This is a genomic window from Mameliella sp. AT18, from assembly GCF_028807275.1.
Classification (GTDB): Bacteria; Pseudomonadota; Alphaproteobacteria; order Rhodobacterales; family Rhodobacteraceae; genus Antarctobacter; species Antarctobacter albus.
Genome location: NZ_JARAMO010000317.1, coordinates 1 through 16,051, shown reverse-complemented (window position 1 = coordinate 16,051; position 16,051 = coordinate 1). Strand labels below are relative to the sequence as shown.

The window sequence follows — 16,051 nt, the reverse complement described above, 5'->3', positions numbered from 1 at the left end:
CAGCCGCCCGCGGCCACCGCTTTCCGCGCCGGGACAAGATGAGCGACCGGCTCGACACCGTCTTTGCCGCGCTCGCCGATCCGACGCGCCGCCGCATCCTGTCGATGCTGCTGGAGGACGACATGGCGGTGACCGATGTCGCTCACCCGTTCGAGATGTCGCTGGCCGCGATTTCCAAGCACCTCGTCATCCTGACCCGTGCCGGTCTGATCAGCCAGGAAAAACGGGGACGGGTCAAATGGTGCAAGCTGGAACCGGACGCCCTGCGCGAGGCCAGCATCTGGATGCAGGCCTTCGGGCAGTTCGACCAGTTCGACCTCGACGGCTTTGAACGCTTCCTGGAACAGGAACTGGCCCCCGTGCCCGAGGACAAGCCCTGAGGCCGCCACAGCCGGGGCATCTCAGGCCGCGGTCACTTCCTCGGGCTTCTCTTCGTCCTTGAGCAACAGGAGCAGCGACAAGGCAGTCAGCGCGACACCCGGCAGGACCATCGCCGTCGGCACGCCCCGCCCCAGCACCAGCTCCCACAGGATCACGCAGGACGGCACGATGTAGGTGTAGGCCATGACCTTGGCTGCCGGCAGCCGCAGGGTCGCGTAGCGCAGGATCAGGAAGGTCACGCCCGTCGCCGCCAGCGCGACGTAGAGGATCGTCCACCAGACGATCATCGGCAATGCGGCCCAGTCCATCGCCACCAGGCCCGGCCCCGCCCAGATGCACAGGATCACCGACCCGGCTGTCAGGATACCCGCGTTGAAGGCGATGCCGGATTCCCCGCGGCTCAGCTTGCGCAGCATCGGCGCGTAGAGGGCATGCGCCACGCAGCCCCAGAAATAGATCGCCTCGCCGCGCCCGACCTCGAATCGCATCAAGGCCGCCGGGTCGGCATCGAAGATCACCCAGAGCGCGCCGACCCCGCCCACGACGATGGCCAGCGCCATGCGGGCCGTGGTGACCTGGCGCACGACAATGTAGCCAAAGACAGCCGTCAGCGCCGGGTTCAGGGTAAAGACCGCCGCCATGCTGACCGGGGCCGCCGTCTTGAGCCCCTCGAACATGGTGACGAAATAGATGACGAAGAGTCCGGCTAGGACAAAGTACCGCCAGGGCGCATCAAAGACCGCCCGTGTCACCTTGCCCGTCGCCAGCGCCCAGCCCCAGAGCACCGCCCCCGCCAGCAGGAAACGCACCGCGTTCAGCACCTCGGGTTCGATGAAGGGGGCCGCCATCGCACCCAGCGAAAAAGATCCCGAAACCAGCATGGCAAAGCCCAGCATGGCCAGGTGCCCGCGCCCTGCCTCGCTCATCGGGCCGAACCTTCGCCGGCGAAGGCCTTGAGATGCGACAGGAAGGCCTGGACCTTGGCGGTCCGGTGCAGATCCACATGGGTCACCAGCCAGAGCGGCGAGGCCCAGTCCTCGCGCGGGGGCATGACCTGCACCAGCTCCGGGCGCAACGCGGCCTCCCGCGCGCCCATGAAGCCGATCCCCGCACCCTCGGCCACCGCGGCCTCCAGCACCCGGGAATCGGTACTGCGAAAGACGACGTGGTCCGCCGGCACATGCCCGCGCAGCCAGCGCGCAAAAGGCGCGCGGCTTTCGGGATCGTCGTGGGAGACGAAGAAATGATCCTTAAGGTCGTCTTCGCCCTCGGGCATCCCGTGCTTCGTGATGTAGTCGCGATGCGCATAAAGGGCGATGTCCTGGCGGGCAAAGCTCTGCACCACGTTGTCCGGTTCCTGCGGGGCAGGACCGGCGCGCAGCGCCACATGCGCCTCACCGTATTCCAGCCGGAACACCCGGTCGTCGGTCAGAAAACGCACGATCACGTCCGGGTATTGCGCGCGGAAACTGGTCAGAGCCGGGACCAGTAGCGGTGCGAAGGCCACCAGGGACGTGACCAGAAGGTCACCCGCCACCTCGTTGCCGCGCCCCTTTATCCGGCCCTCCAGCTGCTGCAACTGGTCGTCGGTGGTCTGCGCCACGCGCATCAGGTCATGGCCCGCCTCGGTCGCCGTATAGCCACGCGCATGTCGCTGGAACAGCTTGACACCCAGCCGCCCCTCCAGCGCGTCGATATGGCGGATCACCGTCGCGTGGTGCACGCCCAGCACCTCTGCGGCGCCGCTGACCGTTCCCAGCCGGGCGACCTGGTAGGCCGTGCGGATCTCATCCCAGTTGTCCATCTGCCCCTCGCTTGGCCACCTGCGCATATGCGCACACCATTTGCGCTTGATGAGATATTGCGTTCAGAAATGCAATGATCAAGTTGTGGTCCATCGAATGCATCATTCCTGGAAAGGACCCGACTGATGACCAACACCGTTCTCCGCATCGACGCCTCTGCCCGTGGCACCGATTCCGTCAGCCGCCAGCTTGCCGACGAGGTGGTCTCGCGCCTGAACCCCGCCACCGTCGTTTCGCGCGACCTGGCAGAGACCGTGCCCCAGATCGACACTCGTTGGCTCGAGGCCAACGGCACCCCCGAGGCCGAGCGCACCCCTGATCAGCGCGCCCGCCTGGCCCTGTCCGACGCACTGATCGAGGAACTGCGCGCCGCCGACACGCTGGTGATCGCGCTGCCGATCTACAACTTCGGCGTGCCCTCCGGCTTCAAGGCCTGGTTCGACCAGATTGCCCGCGCCGGCATCGCCTTCCGCTACACCGAAGAAGGCCCCGAGGGCCTGATGAAGGGCAAGCGCGCCATCATCACCGTCGCCTCGGGCGGCACCGAGGTCGACGGCCCGATCGACTTTGCCACCCCCTGGCTGCGTCACGTCCTGGGCTTCATCGGCATCACCGACATCCAGGTGGTGCGGTCGGACCGCCAGATGATCGACGCCGAAGCGTCGAAGGCCCGCGCGGCGGACGACCTGGCGCATCTGGCCGCCTGATCCAACCATCCGGGCGGCCCCCACGGGGCTGCCCGGATTTGACCCGATGCGCCGACCGGCCTAACCTGAAGGCATGGGCGTCATCCAGAACAGCGAAACCCGGTTCGAGGCCAGCATTCGGAGCTGGCTGGCCGGGTTTCTTCTGTCCGTCTTCGGCGTGCTCTTCACGGCGCTCGGCGTCGCCGCCCTGGGGGCCGGAGAGGCACAAGGCGGCATCTTTGTGGCCGTGGGCCTGGGCATGATCGGGCTGGGCGTCTGGCTGCTGTCCCGCCGCACGCATATCCTCCTTGATCGCGAAACGGGCACGGCCACAATCCGTTTTGCCAGACTTTTCGGCAGGCGCGACCTTACCCTGCCGCTGGCCTCCATCACCCGGGCGCAGGTCCTGCGCCGACGCACATCCGGCAACCGCCTCTACAAGCTGGTCCTGCAGGTGTCAGGGGACGAACAGGCCGGCCCCCATTCGCTGACCGGCGGCTACAGCTCCGGCGGATGGCGCAAGGGCCGCATGGCGCGCGCCATCAACGCCTGGCTCGGGGTCGAGGACTGACAAGGCCGCGGGCCTTGACTCGCAGCCAACCTCCTCTCTATATGCACCCAACCTCCGGAAGCCTGTGGCCTTCCGGTCCCATGGGCTATGCCCGGGATCGCCCTCCGTCAGCGCGTTGCGCCCACGGGGGCTCTCGCGCTTTGACCCATCCGATTGTGATGCACGCCGCGCGCCCTTACCTTGAGTGGCGCAATACGAAGGAAAAGGAGGCCCTGCGCCCCATGTTCGAAAATCTCTCCGAACGCCTCGGCGGCGTCTTCGACCGTCTGACCAAGCAGGGCGCCCTGTCCGAAGATGACGTCCGCACCGCGCTGCGCGAGGTCCGCGTGGCCCTGCTCGAGGCCGACGTTTCGCTGCCCGTGGCGCGCCAGTTCATCAAGGCCGTCGAGAAGAAGGCCACCGGCGCCGCCGTCACCAAGTCCGTCACCCCCGGTCAGCAGGTCGTCAAGATCGTCCATGACGAGCTGATTGCCGTCCTGGCCGGCGAAGATGGCGACCCGGGCAAGCTGCGCATCGACAGCCCGCCCGCGCCAATCCTGATGGTCGGCCTGCAGGGCGGCGGCAAGACGACGACCACCGCGAAACTCGCCAAGCGGCTCAAGGAACGCGACGGCAAGAAGGTCCTGATGGCCTCGCTCGACGTCAACCGCCCGGCGGCGATGGAACAGCTGGCCATCCTCGGTCAGCAGATCGGCGTAGACACCCTGCCCATCGTCAAGGGCGAGGACCCGGTGGCGATTGCCAAACGCGCCAAGACCCAGGCGGGCCTCGGCGGCTACGATGTCTACATGCTGGACACCGCCGGGCGCCTTTCCATCGACGAAGAGCTGATGGCCCAGGTCGAGGCGGTGCGCGACGTCGCCAACCCGCGCGAGACCATCCTTGTCGTCGACGGCCTGACCGGCCAGGACGCTGTGCACACCGCCGAGAATTTCGACAGCCGCATCGGCATCACCGGCGTCGTGCTGACCCGGATGGACGGCGACGGCCGTGGTGGTGCGGCGCTCTCGATGCGCGCCGTGACCGGCAAGCCGATCAAGTTCGTCGGCCTTGGCGAAAAGATGGACGCGCTCGAAACCTTCGAGCCGGACCGCGTCGCGGGCCGCATCCTGGGCATGGGCGACATCGTCGCGCTGGTGGAAAAGGCGCAACAGACGCTCGAGGCCGAACAGGCCGAGCGCATGATGAAGCGCTTCCAGAAAGGTCAGTTCAACATGAACGACCTCAAGATGCAGCTCGACCAGATGATCAAGATGGGCGGCATGGAGGGCATGATGTCCATGATGCCCGGCATGGGCAAGATGGCCAAGCAGATGGACGGCGCGGGCATCGACGACAAGATGCTGCGCCAGCAGATCGCGCTCATCAACTCGATGACGAAAAAGGAACGCGCCAACCCGCAGATCCTGCAGGCCAGCCGCAAGAAACGCATCGCGGCGGGCGCGGGCATGGAGGTCGCCGATCTCAACAAGCTGCTGAAAATGCAGCGCCAGATGTCCGACATGATGAAGAAGATGGGCAAGATGGGCAAAGGCGGCATGCTGAAACAGGCGATGCGCGGCATGTTCGGCGGCAAGGGAGGCCTTCCCCCGGAAATGGCGCAGGGCATGGATCCCAAGGCGCTGGAGGCCGCGGCCAAGCAGATGGGAGCCAAGGGCGGCATGCCCGGCCTCGGCGGCGGCGCCCTGCCCCCCGGCCTCTCCGGTTTCGGCAAGAAGAAGTAACGAAAGGACAGACCGACACGGCGTTTCTTTGGGCTGAAAATACCTCCCGCCGGAGGCATCCGCCCTCGCCACAGGAACCGCCGATCACGTTGACTCGCCCATGCCCGCCCCCACGCTGCATACCCCGCGCCTGACGCTGCGCCCCCATGTCGAAAGCGACATGACCCCGTTCTGGGACTTTCACCAGAGCGACCGGGCCGCCTATGTCTGGCGCCCGAAAAGCCTGACGCACCAATGGCTCGGCTTCGCGTCGGAGGTCGGCAGTTGGGATCTTCTGGGGCACGGCGGCTGGGGTGTCGACCTCAAGGATGGCCGGGTCATCGGCCAGGTGGCGATCACCCGCCCCCCGATATTCCCCGAGCGCGAAATCGGCTGGATCTTCTTCGAAGGCTTCGAGGGCAAGGGCTATGCCACCGAGGCCGCCACCGCCGCGTTGCACTGGGCCTGGGCGCAGGGCTGGTCCACGCTGGTCAGCTACATCCACCCCGACAACACCCGATCCCGTGCCCTGGCCGAACGGCTGGGCGCGGTACACGACCCCGACGCGCAACTGCCCGAGGGCGAGACGGCGCAGGAAACGCTGGTCTATCGCCACAGCCCCGACGCGGACGGCAGCCCGGAGGCCTACGCATGAGCCTCACCAATGCCCCCCGCCTGGAAACCGACCGCCTGATCCTGCGCGGCCCCGAAAAACGCGACGCCGAGGCGGTCATCGCCTTCCTGCAGGATCCGGTGCGCGCCGACGGTTTTGGCCACATCCCGCAACGGGGCGACGCCTGGCGCTGGTTCACCATGAACGTCGGCCACTGGCACTGGCATGGCTTTGGCTACTTCGTGATCGAGGTGAAGGACACCGGCGAGGCCGCCGGCATCTCCGGCATCTGGTTCCCGGAATCCTGGCCGGAACCGGAACTGGGCTGGGTCGTTTTCGACGGGTTCGAAGGCAAGGGCATCGCGCGCGAGGCCGCGGAACGCGCCCGCCGCTGGGCCTATGACGACCTGGGGTTCACCACGCTCACCTCGAACATCGTTCCCGGCAACGACAGGTCCAAGGCGCTGGCGCGCCGCCTTGGTGCCGCCTACGAGCGCACCTATCACAACGAGAACATGGGCGAAGACGAACTCTGGCGCCACCCCGGTCCGGAGGCGCTGGCATGATCCCTCAGATCACCCTGACCAGCGATCGCCTCACCCTGCGCACGCCGCTGGAAGAGGACTATCCTGTCATTTCCGCCTTCATGGCCTCGGACCGCGCGCGTTTTGTCGGCGGGCCGGTGACCGATGAATTCGACCAGTGGCGCGGTTTCCTGTCCGGTTTCGGCCACTGGGCACTGCGCGGCTACGGCTTTTTCATGGTTCTGCACGACGGGCAAAAGGTCGGACGCGTGGGCATCGTCAATCATGTCATGTGGGACGAGCCCGAACTGGGCTGGCACATCTTCGACGGGTTCGAGGGACAGGGCTTTGCCACCGAGGCAGCGGCCCGCATCCGGGACTGGGCCGGCACGGAACGCGGTCTTGGCCCGCTGATCTCCTACATCCATCCCGACAACGCGCCCTCACGCAGGGTTGCAGAACGGCTGGGCGCGCATTTTGAACGGGATACGGACCTGCTGGGTCATGCCGCCCAGGTCTGGCGCCACACCGGGGGGCAGGCATGACCGCGCCCTGCGAACGTCATATCCCGGGACCCGGCGCCCGCGTCGCCGCCCGGTTGGGTGGCCGGCTGCCGGTGCTCGACACCCGGCGCCTGCAGTTGCGCGGCCCGCGGATCTACGATTTCGACGCCTACGCGAAGATCCTCTGTTCCGAGCGCGCGGTCCACATGGGCGGCCCGATGACCCGCGAGGGCGCCTGGGCGGATTTCACCAATTACTGCGCCTGCTGGCTGCTGCACGGCTTCGGGCTCTGGACCATCGACGCCAGCACCACGCCCTCGGCGGGCTTTGCGCTGATCGGCTACGAATACGAAGACCCCGAGCCCGAGCTTGGCATCTTCCTGACCGCCGAGGCCGAAGGGCAGGGCTATGCCACCGAGGCGGTCGAGGCCGTGCGCGCCCATGCCTTCGAGGCGTTGAAATGGGACAGCATCGTGTCCTATGTCGCCCCCGGGAACGACCGCAGCATCGGCCTGATGACCCGGCTTGGCGCCCGACGCGACGCCGAGGCAGAGGCCGCGCTGACCGATGGCACCCTTGTCTTCCGCCACTACAAGGAGGCCGCCTGATGGGTCATCGCGACATCCCCGTCCTGGAAACCAGGCGGCTGATCCTGCGTGGGCCGGAGCCCCATGATTACCCCGATTTCAAGGCCACCTTTGCCTCGTATCGGTCGCGTTTCATGGGCGGGCCGCTGAATGCCTACGAAACCTGGATGCTCTACGCCGCCGAGATCGGCCATTGGGAAATCCGCGGTTTCGGCATGTGGATGATCCACCTGCGCGAAACCGGCGAAACCGTGGGCATGGCCGGTGGCTGGTTCCCCGCGAAATGGCCCGAGCGCGAGATCGCCTGGATCATCTGGCCGGACCAGGCCGGCAAGGGCTATGCGCTGGAGGCGACCGACCGGGTGCGGCGGCATTTCTACCATGATCTTGGGTGGGAAAGCGCCGTCAGCTACATCGACCCCAAGAACCTGGACTCGATCCGCCTGGCCGAACGCCTCGGCTGCAAGAAGGACGCAACCGCGCCCTCGATCGACGGCAGCGATGCGGTCTACCGCCATCCCTCGCTCGACGAACTGCGCGGCCAGGTCGGTCATGGGGTCGCGATGGAAATCGCACATTACCAGGACCCGTTGTTCAAACCGAAAGGCTGGGCCGTTGACTGACATCGCCCGCCCCGTTTCGCCCGAAAGGACCGCACAATGACCGATCCCGTCATCCGCGCCGCGGAACTGTTGAAGGAGCATCGCGAAAGCATCGACCGGCTCGACGCGATCCTTGTCTTCACCCTGGCCGAACGGTTCAAGCACACCCAGGCCGTGGGCGTCCTCAAGGCGCAGCACGAGCTTCCCCCATCCGACCCCGCGCGTGAGGAAAAACAGATCGCGCGGCTCCAGGATCTTGCGACCCAGGCCGACCTCGACCCGGAATTCGCCAAGAAATTCCTGAACTTCGTTATTCAGGAAGTCATCCAGCACCACAAGCAACACCAGACGTAAGACGGCACTCTCCGTCTTCAGCCATTCGACAAAGGAGAAAACAAATGGCAGTCAAGATTCGTCTCGCCCGCGGCGGCTCGAAAAAGCGTCCCTTCTACCGCATCGTGGCCGCCGACTCGCGCATGCCGCGCGACGGTCGCTTCATCGAGAAGCTGGGCACCTACAACCCGCTCCTGCCCAAGGACAGCGAAGAGCGCGTCAAGATGGACGTCGAGCGCATCCAGTACTGGCTGGGCGAAGGCGCACAGGCCACCGACCGCGTGTCGCGCTTCCTCGAAGCCGCTGGCGTGATCGAGAAGAAAGAGCGCAACAATCCCAAGAAGGGCACCCCGGGCAAGAAAGCCCAGGAACGCGCCGAAGAGAAGGCCGAAAAGGCCGCCGCAGCGGCTGGCGCCGACGCGGAATAAGATCCGTACAGCGGGACGGCGGGCCAGCCCCGCCGTCCCGTCCCTTTCCCCATGTTTCGCCTGTTGCGCAGTTTCTTCCTGTTGGTGATCGCCTTCACCGCCGGGTTTCTCTATTCCGAATTGACATGGCATGATCGCTGTGAGGACAAGGGAGGCGAGGCCCGTGATGGCGTCTGTTTCGGAATATCCCAATGACTGACACGATCTGCGTTGGCGCGATCGCGGGCGCCTTTGGCGTCCACGGTGAGGTGCGCCTCAAGAGTTTCACATCCGATCCGCTTGCGGTGGCCGACTATTCGCCGCTGAGCACCGAGGACGGCGCGCGCCTCTTCGACATCGAGATCACCCGCGAAATCAAGAACGGCTTTGCCGCCCACCTGTCCGGGGTTCGGACGAAGGAAGAGGCAGATGCGCTCAAGGGCACGCGCCTTTACGCCCCGCGTGACCGGTTGCCCAATCTTCCCGACGACGAATACTACCACGCCGACCTGATCGGCCTGCCGGTCTTCGACGCCGGCGGTGTTGAACTGGGCAAAGTCCGCGCGGTCCAGAACCACGGCGCGACCGACCTCCTGGAACTCCAGGTTCCCGGCAAGTCCAGCACCGTGCTCCTGCCCTTCACGCTGGCGGCGGTGCCCACCGTCGACCTGACCGCAGGCCGGATCGTGGCAGACCCTCCCGAGGGCTTGTTCGACTGAGTGCCCGGCCTGCGCCGGTTGCGCAAATCGCGCCATAGTTGATCCCGCACGCGCCACGGCAACCCCTGCCCGTGACTCGTTTTGGTCCCGTTTCGATCCGGACTTTTGCCGCATCCCGGCCGCGCCCTGAGGGATTTCACGCACCCCGAAAACAACCACACAGAACAGCCCGCAATGTCACCACCTGCGAAACGCGGGCCGGGAATTTGGGCCGTTTCGCGCCACGATCAAGCCGCAATTTTCGGCCAATTTTAGCCGCATTCGACGTGGATTTGAGGGGCTACCGTGGACGCATTCGTGTATCGACTGGCACTGGCAGGTGTGGCCATCGGCCCGGCCTTTCTGGCCACGCTGTTGCCGGCTTCTGCCATTGGCGTGCCGATCGGTCTGGCCATCGGCGGGATAGGCAGCCTCTATGCACTCATGACCTCGTTACGCGGACGCAAGGCGCGCCCGCGCCCGGCCGGCCCCGTCCTTTTGCGGCGCGCCTCTCTGCGCAGACGCGACGACACCCTGCCCTCGACCGCGGATCAGCGCCTTGCACTGGCCGATGCCCTGGCCGCCGCCGTGGACCTGCGCGCCGAACCCGAGGCCCCGCCGACCCGGGAAACCGCCATCGCGCGCATTCTGGGACGCATCCTGGACAGTTGGAAGGTCACGGACCTTGCAGAACTGCCGCGCGACATGACGATTGCACTGACCCAGCTGGAACGCCTGCTGAGAGCGGATCCGGGCGAGGCCGGCCGCATCGCACAGATGTTCCAACGCCCCGACGTGGTGCTGAGCCTGCGCGAAGAGATCGAAAGGATCACCGAGGCGCGCGCCGCCTACGACCGGGCCTTTGCCGCCTTTCAGGCCACCCGCCTGATGTTCGCCGCCAGCCCGCAGCCCGGCACCCTGACCGAAGCGCTGCAAAGCCTTGGTACGGTGGACAGGGACCTGTGGCATCGCATCGTTCTGGAGCACGACCCAGCAGACCCCGCCCAGCGCAGCGCGGCGCTGTGGTGCGTGACCCAGCCTGACTGCGATCGCGCGACGGTTGCCGCCTACCTGGCCCGCCTGACCGATGAGTCCCAGTTGCAGAATGCCGAGATCGACGGCGACCTCGGCTTTCTGGGCCAGGTGCGCCGGATCATCGACAACTGCAACGCCGGGATCTACCGCAGCCAGGAACTGGCCTATGCGCCGCACAGCGACAGCGCCGCAGCCCTGGCGAGGGAACTGGACGGGCTGGCGGTGCTGAACCGCGAACCGCGCTGGCCGGACCCGCAGTGCATCCTTGTCCTGCACGAAGGCCGCGAGGCCCGCCCACGCCCGGCCTGGGACATCGCCCTGGGACGGCTCGTCGCCGCGCCGAACCGGGCCGACTATCTCTGAGATCGGGCACATCCTTGCCCCCTGCCCCCGGCTCGGGCTAAAGGGCGCGTCAAAGCAGGACGCCCTTACCCATGACAGACAAGTCCCCCCCGGCCCGGTCCCACGGGCGCAAGACGATCCGCCCCACGCTCAAGCCCCGCGAGCTGATGGACCCGGAGGCAGAACTGGCCCGCGCCTGGCGCGCTCAGGTCATCACCCTTTTCCCCGAGGCCTTTCCGGGGACGCTTGGCCTGTCCCTGACCGGCAAGGCGCTGAAGGACGGGCTCTGGCAGTTGAATACCGTGCCTCTGCGCGCCTTCGGCGAGGGCAAGCACCGCAACGTCGATGACACGCCCGCTGGCGGTGGGGCTGGCATGGTGCTGCGCCCCGATGTCATGGGCGCGGCGATCGAGACCGCGCGTGCCACCCAGCACGCCGGGGCGCCGCTGGTCTACCTGTCGCCACGCGGACGGCCATTCACGCAGGGCATGGCGCGCGATCTTGCCACGCGGCCCGGGATCACCTTGATCTGCGGCCGCTTCGAGGGTCTGGACCAGCGCGTGATCGACCATTTCAACATCGCCGAGGTGTCCATCGGTGACTACGTTCTGACCGGCGGAGAAATCGCCGCGCAGGTCATGCTGGATGCCATTGTACGCCTCTTGCCCGGCGTCCTGGGCAATGCCGAGTCCGCCGAGGAAGAAAGCTTTTCCGACGGACTGTTGGAACATCCGCAATACACCCGCCCCGCCGAATGGCAGGGCCGGGCAATCCCGCCGGTTCTGCTGTCCGGCAATCACGGCGCGGTCGAGACCTGGCGCCGCGCGGAATCCGAGAAGCTGACACAGGAACGCCGCCCGGATCTCTGGCAGGCGCATCTTGGCACGGAGGACTGACCCGGTGATCCGCTTTCGCCGCGCCACCGCCGAGGACCTGCCCGCCATCGTCGCCCTGCTGGCCGATGATGACCTTGGCGCGGCGCGCGAGGACGCCTCTCTGCCACTGAACCAGGCCTATATCTCTGCCTTCGCCGGGATCGACGCGGACCCGAACCAGTTGCTTGCCGTAGCGGTCCGAGACCAGGAAATCCTTGGCTGCCTGCAGATCACGTTCCTGCCCGGCCTGTCCCGCATGGGCGCCTGGCGGGGCCAGATCGAATCCGTGCGCATCGCCCGCGCGGCGCGGGGCGAGGGGCTTGGCCGGCAGATGTTCGACTGGGCCATCGAGACCTGTCGTTCCCGCGGGTGCACCCTTGTCCAGCTGACCTCGGACACGGCCCGGCCCGAGGCGCATCACTTCTACGAAAGCCTCGGCTTCACCGGCAGCCACACCGGTTTCAAGCTGGCGCTCTGACCGGCTTTACAGGCCGGATGGCGCGTGCCAGCCTACCCCGGACCAGCCTTGGAGAACCGTCATGCGCCTTGTCCCCGCCCTTTCCCTTTGCCTTTTGGCCATGCCGGCCCTGGCCTGGGAACACACCGTGGAATGGCGGTTCCAGGGGCCCGAAATCGCCGGATTTCGGGTCATCACCCCCGACTTCGACGAGGACCCGGAGATGCTCGAGGTCTCGCTGTCCCACCAGCACCACGGCGATACCGTCATCACCATCGAGGCCGACAACGGGCTGGGCGAATGTGCCGACACGCTGTCCTATGCCCAGGGCAATCCCTTTGTGACGGTGGTCCTGACCGCGAACCTGAACGCGCAGACCATGAACGGCACAACGCTGGCGCAATGTTCGACACGATGACCCCCTCACACCCTTGACGCCACGGCACGTCAATTCGGCATTCACTTTCGGGGTCTTCTGGCTATCTTGCTGAAAACTTTATTGTTTCGGGATAACCATGTCCATCTTTGACCATTGCGGAGGCGTTTTCTGCCCCAGACCGTCCGGTCCGGATTTTCCGGGCCGCACTGCCAGCCCCAGACAGCGCACAATGCGCTCCCCACACATGAGACATGTGTCCCTGACGGTGCTGCAACCGGGCCACTGACGCGCTCTGCGCGTCGGCCCTGAACGACCCGGACGGCCCACAGCACGCCCGCGCGTGCCCTACCACCCCATCCCCTGACAGAACGTCGGCACATCAGACCATCCACCGCGCGAGCCCCCGGTTCGCGCGCTTTGCAACGACATGTGGCGCCCGCTGCGGACGCCCTGTCGAACGGATCAGACAGGCCTGCGCGCCGAAAAGATTGTACCAAAAAGGAGTGATCCCAAATGCCAAACTTCCAAGCGACGGACATGCTGTATTTCCGAGGCTCGGACAGCGGTTCGACCCTGACGCCCTCCGGGAACTACGTTTTCTACACCTCGAACACGACCGTGGTGGACGGCAACACTGATGGCCAGGTCAACCTTGGCTTCGACTACCTTCAGTGGGGCAGCAGCACGCTGTCCTTCAGCAGCTTTACCATCACGATCAATGGCAACGAATACGCCATCTTCCAGGACGGCCGGGATTTCTACATCCCCTTCGATTCCAGCATCGACGACCTGTCGGCGCTGAACGGCAGCGCCGTCACGCAGCCCATTTCTTCGCCCACCACATCCGCCAGCACGATCAACTGTTTTGCGGCAGGCACCCGGATCGCGACCGCCCGGGGCGAAGCCGCCGTCGAAACGCTGACAGCGGGCCAGGAGATCCTGCGCGCCGATGGCGGCACCACCCGGGTACGTTGGGTCGGCCACCAGGCGGTGCGTCCCGTCGACGGCCACCTGATCGTGATCCGTGCCGGCGCGCTGGGTGCTGGGCTACCGCTGCGCGACCTGATCGTGACCGGCGATCACGGAATGGTTCTGGACGGGCATGTCGTCAACGCCTCTGTCCTGGTGAACGGGCGCGGGATCACCTGGGCCGACCCGGCGCAGATGCCCCAGACCGTTACCGTCTACCATGTCGAGACCGAGACCCATGAGGCGCTGCTGGCGGAAGGCGCCCCGGCAGAAACCTATGTCGATTACGCCGGGCGTGGCGCCTTTGCCAACTACCAGGAATACCTCGACCTGAACGGCGCAGACCGGCTCATCCACGAGATGGCCCTGCCCCGGATTTCCAGCCGCCGTTTCCTGCCCGACAGCCTCCGCGCACGGCTGGACGACGATGCCCCGCAGCACGCGGATTTCGCGCAAAGCGCCTGATCGCGACGCAGCTTGCGGGCCGTGGGTCTTGGTCCTTGATTTAGCTCCGGCGCGCAGGTAAGGACACGCATCTTTCGGTGCCGGGGCGACTCGGCGCCGATTGGTTTTGTTGTCCGGAAACGGGTGGCACCCGAACAAAGAACAGCTGGTCATCTTTTTCCCGACAGGGGGAAAGCACTGCCCAGACATCTCCGCGGGAAAACCGCGACGAACATAGGAGAAGGTCAGATGGATCTGATCGCACAGCTCGAGGCAGAACAGATTGCCTCGCTCGGGAAGAGCATTCCCGATTTCAAGCCCGGCGACACCGTGCGCGTCGGCTACAAGGTGACCGAAGGCACCCGCACCCGTGTGCAGAACTACGAAGGCGTCTGCATCAGCCGCAAGAACGGCAAGGGCATCGCGGGTTCGTTCACCGTTCGCAAGATCTCTTTCGGTGAAGGCGTGGAACGTGTGTTCCCGCTGTACTCGACCAACATCGAGAGCATCGAAGTCGTCCGTCGTGGCCGCGTCCGCCGCGCCAAGATGTACTACCTGCGCTCGCGCCGCGGCAAGTCGGCCCGTATCGCAGAGGACACCACCTACAAGCCGCTCAAAGGCAAGAGCGCTGGCGCTGACGCGTAAGGAGCCCGCGATATGAAAAAGAACCTGCACCCCGATTATCACCTGATCACCGTCAAGATGACCGACGGGACCGAGTATCAGACCCGTTCGACCTGGGGCAAAGAGGGCGACACGCTCGTTCTCGACATCGACCCCACCGTGCACCCGGCCTGGACCGGCGGTACGGGCCGTATGCTCGACCAGGGCGGCCGCGTGTCGAAGTTCAAGAAGAAATACGAAGGCCTCGGCTTCTGAGCCTTCCGCCTTTCGAAACAGGACGCCGCCCCTCGGGGCGGCGTTTTTCGTTTGGCAGACCGCGAACGGCCGTTCGAGCGGTCATTTCTTGACGCTCAGCCCCATCCCGGACACGGTCTTGGGGCCGCTGGGGGCATGCAATTCATCCGGCACACAGGTTGTCCATTTCACCTGTCCCGGGCTGACCTTGGGCATGCAGGGCGGGGTGTCCGCCACGGCGACATTGGCCAGGGCAACAAGGGTTGTCATCGAAAGCAAAGCGATACGCATTGTAATCTCCTCAATCAAAATTCGGGGCCTGGAACACCCCGCCGGTCAAAGCTACGCGGGCCGGTTGCGGCGCGTCAGTCTGATTTCCCTCACCCGGACCCGGCAGGTTCTTGCGCATCTCGGGCCGAGCGCCCGTGGCATTCACCGTACCGAAGGCGCGTCGCCCCACTGGACAGCCCTTCGCGCCCCTGCCAATTTGATCAAAACCCGCAGCCGGAGTCGCCGCCATGAAGGACGAGAACTTTCTCAAGGAAAACAACGCCCGCCAACTCTGGCACCCGATGGGCGCCCCGGGCGACGCACAGGCCAACCCGCCCAAGATCATCAAGGGCGCCGAGGGCAGCAGCATCACCGACATCGACGGGCACTCTGCCGTGGACGCGGTGGGCGGCCTGTGGTGCGTGAACCTTGGCTATTCCAACGACCGGGTGAAACAGGCCATCGCGGACCAACTGTTCGACCTGCCCTATTACTCGGCCTTCGCCGGCACCTCGAACCCGCCGGCCATCGAAGCGGCCTACGCGGTGCAGGAGTTCTTTGCCCCTGACGGCATGGAACGGGTGTTCTTCACTTCGGGCGGCTCGGACTCGGTGGAAACCTGCCTGCGGCTGGCGCGGCAGTACCACCGCCTGCGGGGCGAAGCGACGCGCACCAAGTTCCTCAGCCTGAAAAAGGGCTATCACGGCACCCATTTCGGCGGCGCGAGCGTGAACGGCAACAACCGCTTCCGCATCAACTATGAACCGCTCCTGCCCGGCTGTTTCCACCTGCCCTCTCCCTACCCCTATCGCAACCCGTTCAACGAGACGGACCCGGCGAAACTGGCCCAACTGATCGCGCAGGCGATGGAGGACGAGATCCAGTTCCAGGGCGCGAACACCATCGCGGCTTTCATCATGGAACCGATCCAGGGCGCCGGGGGCGTGATCGTACCGGATGCGACCTTCATGCCGCTGATGCGCGAGATCTGCGACCGGCACGGCATCCT

24 protein-coding genes are annotated in these 16,051 nt (G+C 65.8%); 21 read left to right on the top strand and 3 right to left on the bottom strand.

The window, feature by feature from the left end; all coding sequences use genetic code 11:
• Positions 1-38 precede the first annotated feature (38 nt).
• Complete coding sequence (locus PVW46_RS27245; protein ID WP_069209545.1) at positions 39-380, top strand: ArsR/SmtB family transcription factor; 342 nt, start codon at positions 39-41, stop codon at positions 378-380.
• A 21-nt stretch (positions 381-401) separates the two neighbouring features.
• On the opposite strand, the gene PVW46_RS27240 is transcribed toward PVW46_RS27245, so the two are convergent.
• Entirely contained in the window at positions 402-1,307 is a 906-nt protein-coding gene (locus tag PVW46_RS27240) for a DMT family transporter (RefSeq protein ID WP_069209539.1), read from the bottom strand.
• A complete protein-coding gene (locus tag PVW46_RS27235) occupies positions 1,304-2,185 on the bottom strand; it encodes a LysR family transcriptional regulator (protein ID WP_043140834.1) in 882 nt (293 codons plus the stop codon). Before PVW46_RS27235 ends, PVW46_RS27240 begins: the two co-directional genes overlap by 4 nt.
• A gap of 126 nt (positions 2,186-2,311) precedes the next feature.
• Here PVW46_RS27235 and PVW46_RS27230 point away from each other — a divergent pair, with 126 nt between their 5' ends.
• The 19 genes from PVW46_RS27230 (at position 2,312) to rpmE (ending at position 14,793) form a co-directional block, all read left to right on the top strand.
• Positions 2,312-2,893 carry an FMN-dependent NADH-azoreductase gene (locus tag PVW46_RS27230; protein WP_069209540.1) on the top strand — a complete coding sequence of 194 codons (582 nt, stop codon included), beginning with the start codon at positions 2,312-2,314 and terminating at the stop codon, positions 2,891-2,893.
• A 73-nt stretch (positions 2,894-2,966) separates the two neighbouring features.
• Positions 2,967-3,443, top strand: a complete 477-nt coding sequence (locus PVW46_RS27225) for a hypothetical protein (protein WP_043140827.1) — start codon at positions 2,967-2,969, stop codon at positions 3,441-3,443.
• A gap of 221 nt (positions 3,444-3,664) precedes the next feature.
• The gene (gene ffh, locus PVW46_RS27220) at positions 3,665-5,167 is read left to right on the top strand and encodes a signal recognition particle protein (protein ID WP_069209541.1); all 1,503 of its coding nucleotides are present in this window, start codon (positions 3,665-3,667) and stop codon (positions 5,165-5,167) included.
• Between the two features lie 100 nt (positions 5,168-5,267).
• The gene (locus PVW46_RS27215) at positions 5,268-5,801 is read left to right on the top strand and encodes a GNAT family N-acetyltransferase (protein WP_074621877.1); all 534 of its coding nucleotides are present in this window, start codon (positions 5,268-5,270) and stop codon (positions 5,799-5,801) included.
• Positions 5,798-6,325 (top strand): GNAT family N-acetyltransferase, encoded by a 528-nt coding sequence (locus PVW46_RS27210; RefSeq protein ID WP_043140820.1) that lies wholly within the window; start codon positions 5,798-5,800, stop codon positions 6,323-6,325. The genes PVW46_RS27215 and PVW46_RS27210 overlap by 4 nt, the downstream gene beginning before the upstream one ends.
• Positions 6,322-6,828 (top strand): GNAT family N-acetyltransferase, encoded by a 507-nt coding sequence (locus PVW46_RS27205; RefSeq protein ID WP_069210594.1) that lies wholly within the window; start codon positions 6,322-6,324, stop codon positions 6,826-6,828. Before PVW46_RS27210 ends, PVW46_RS27205 begins: the two co-directional genes overlap by 4 nt.
• Positions 6,825-7,394 (top strand): GNAT family N-acetyltransferase, encoded by a 570-nt coding sequence (locus PVW46_RS27200; protein ID WP_069210593.1) that lies wholly within the window; start codon positions 6,825-6,827, stop codon positions 7,392-7,394. The genes PVW46_RS27205 and PVW46_RS27200 overlap by 4 nt, the downstream gene beginning before the upstream one ends.
• Positions 7,394-7,996, top strand: a complete 603-nt coding sequence (locus PVW46_RS27195; protein ID WP_069210592.1) for a GNAT family N-acetyltransferase — start codon at positions 7,394-7,396, stop codon at positions 7,994-7,996. The genes PVW46_RS27200 and PVW46_RS27195 overlap by 1 nt, the downstream gene beginning before the upstream one ends.
• A gap of 36 nt (positions 7,997-8,032) precedes the next feature.
• The gene (locus PVW46_RS27190; protein ID WP_043140810.1) at positions 8,033-8,329 is read left to right on the top strand and encodes a chorismate mutase; all 297 of its coding nucleotides are present in this window, start codon (positions 8,033-8,035) and stop codon (positions 8,327-8,329) included.
• A gap of 44 nt (positions 8,330-8,373) precedes the next feature.
• Positions 8,374-8,736: a 30S ribosomal protein S16 gene (rpsP, locus tag PVW46_RS27185; protein WP_043140807.1), complete on the top strand. Its 363-nt coding sequence runs from the start codon at positions 8,374-8,376 to the stop codon at positions 8,734-8,736.
• Between the two features lie 51 nt (positions 8,737-8,787).
• Positions 8,788-8,931: a hypothetical protein gene (locus tag PVW46_RS27180; protein WP_167648211.1), complete on the top strand. Its 144-nt coding sequence runs from the start codon at positions 8,788-8,790 to the stop codon at positions 8,929-8,931.
• Positions 8,928-9,434: a ribosome maturation factor RimM gene (gene rimM / locus PVW46_RS27175; RefSeq protein ID WP_043140804.1), complete on the top strand. Its 507-nt coding sequence runs from the start codon at positions 8,928-8,930 to the stop codon at positions 9,432-9,434. Before PVW46_RS27180 ends, rimM begins: the two co-directional genes overlap by 4 nt.
• A 285-nt stretch (positions 9,435-9,719) precedes the next feature.
• Positions 9,720-10,811, top strand: a complete 1,092-nt coding sequence (locus tag PVW46_RS27170) for a hypothetical protein (RefSeq protein WP_069210591.1) — start codon at positions 9,720-9,722, stop codon at positions 10,809-10,811.
• Between the two features lie 71 nt (positions 10,812-10,882).
• A complete protein-coding gene (gene trmD / locus PVW46_RS27165; protein ID WP_043140800.1) occupies positions 10,883-11,686 on the top strand; it encodes a tRNA (guanosine(37)-N1)-methyltransferase TrmD in 804 nt (267 codons plus the stop codon).
• Complete coding sequence (locus tag PVW46_RS27160) at positions 11,670-12,143, top strand: GNAT family N-acetyltransferase (protein WP_274578258.1); 474 nt, start codon at positions 11,670-11,672, stop codon at positions 12,141-12,143. The genes trmD and PVW46_RS27160 overlap by 17 nt, the downstream gene beginning before the upstream one ends.
• Positions 12,144-12,204: 61 nt before the next feature.
• Positions 12,205-12,540: a hypothetical protein gene (locus PVW46_RS27155; protein ID WP_069210589.1), complete on the top strand. Its 336-nt coding sequence runs from the start codon at positions 12,205-12,207 to the stop codon at positions 12,538-12,540.
• 474 nt (positions 12,541-13,014) lie between these two features.
• Entirely contained in the window at positions 13,015-13,935 is a 921-nt protein-coding gene (locus tag PVW46_RS27150) for a Hint domain-containing protein (protein ID WP_069210588.1), read from the top strand.
• Positions 13,936-14,163: 228 nt separating this feature from the next.
• The gene (gene rplS, locus PVW46_RS27145; RefSeq protein WP_043140793.1) at positions 14,164-14,559 is read left to right on the top strand and encodes a 50S ribosomal protein L19; all 396 of its coding nucleotides are present in this window, start codon (positions 14,164-14,166) and stop codon (positions 14,557-14,559) included.
• A 12-nt stretch (positions 14,560-14,571) separates the two neighbouring features.
• Positions 14,572-14,793, top strand: coding sequence for a 50S ribosomal protein L31 (gene rpmE / locus PVW46_RS27140; protein WP_043140792.1), 222 nt, complete (start codon positions 14,572-14,574; stop codon positions 14,791-14,793).
• 81 nt (positions 14,794-14,874) lie between these two features.
• On the opposite strand, the gene PVW46_RS27135 is transcribed toward rpmE, so the two are convergent.
• A complete protein-coding gene (locus PVW46_RS27135) occupies positions 14,875-15,063 on the bottom strand; it encodes a hypothetical protein (protein WP_069210587.1) in 189 nt (62 codons plus the stop codon).
• 227 nt (positions 15,064-15,290) lie between these two features.
• Between PVW46_RS27135 and PVW46_RS27130 the strand changes: the two genes are divergently transcribed.
• Positions 15,291-16,051, top strand: a 761-nt coding sequence (locus PVW46_RS27130) for an aminotransferase class III-fold pyridoxal phosphate-dependent enzyme (protein WP_274578256.1), incomplete at its 3' end; no start/stop codon positions are given.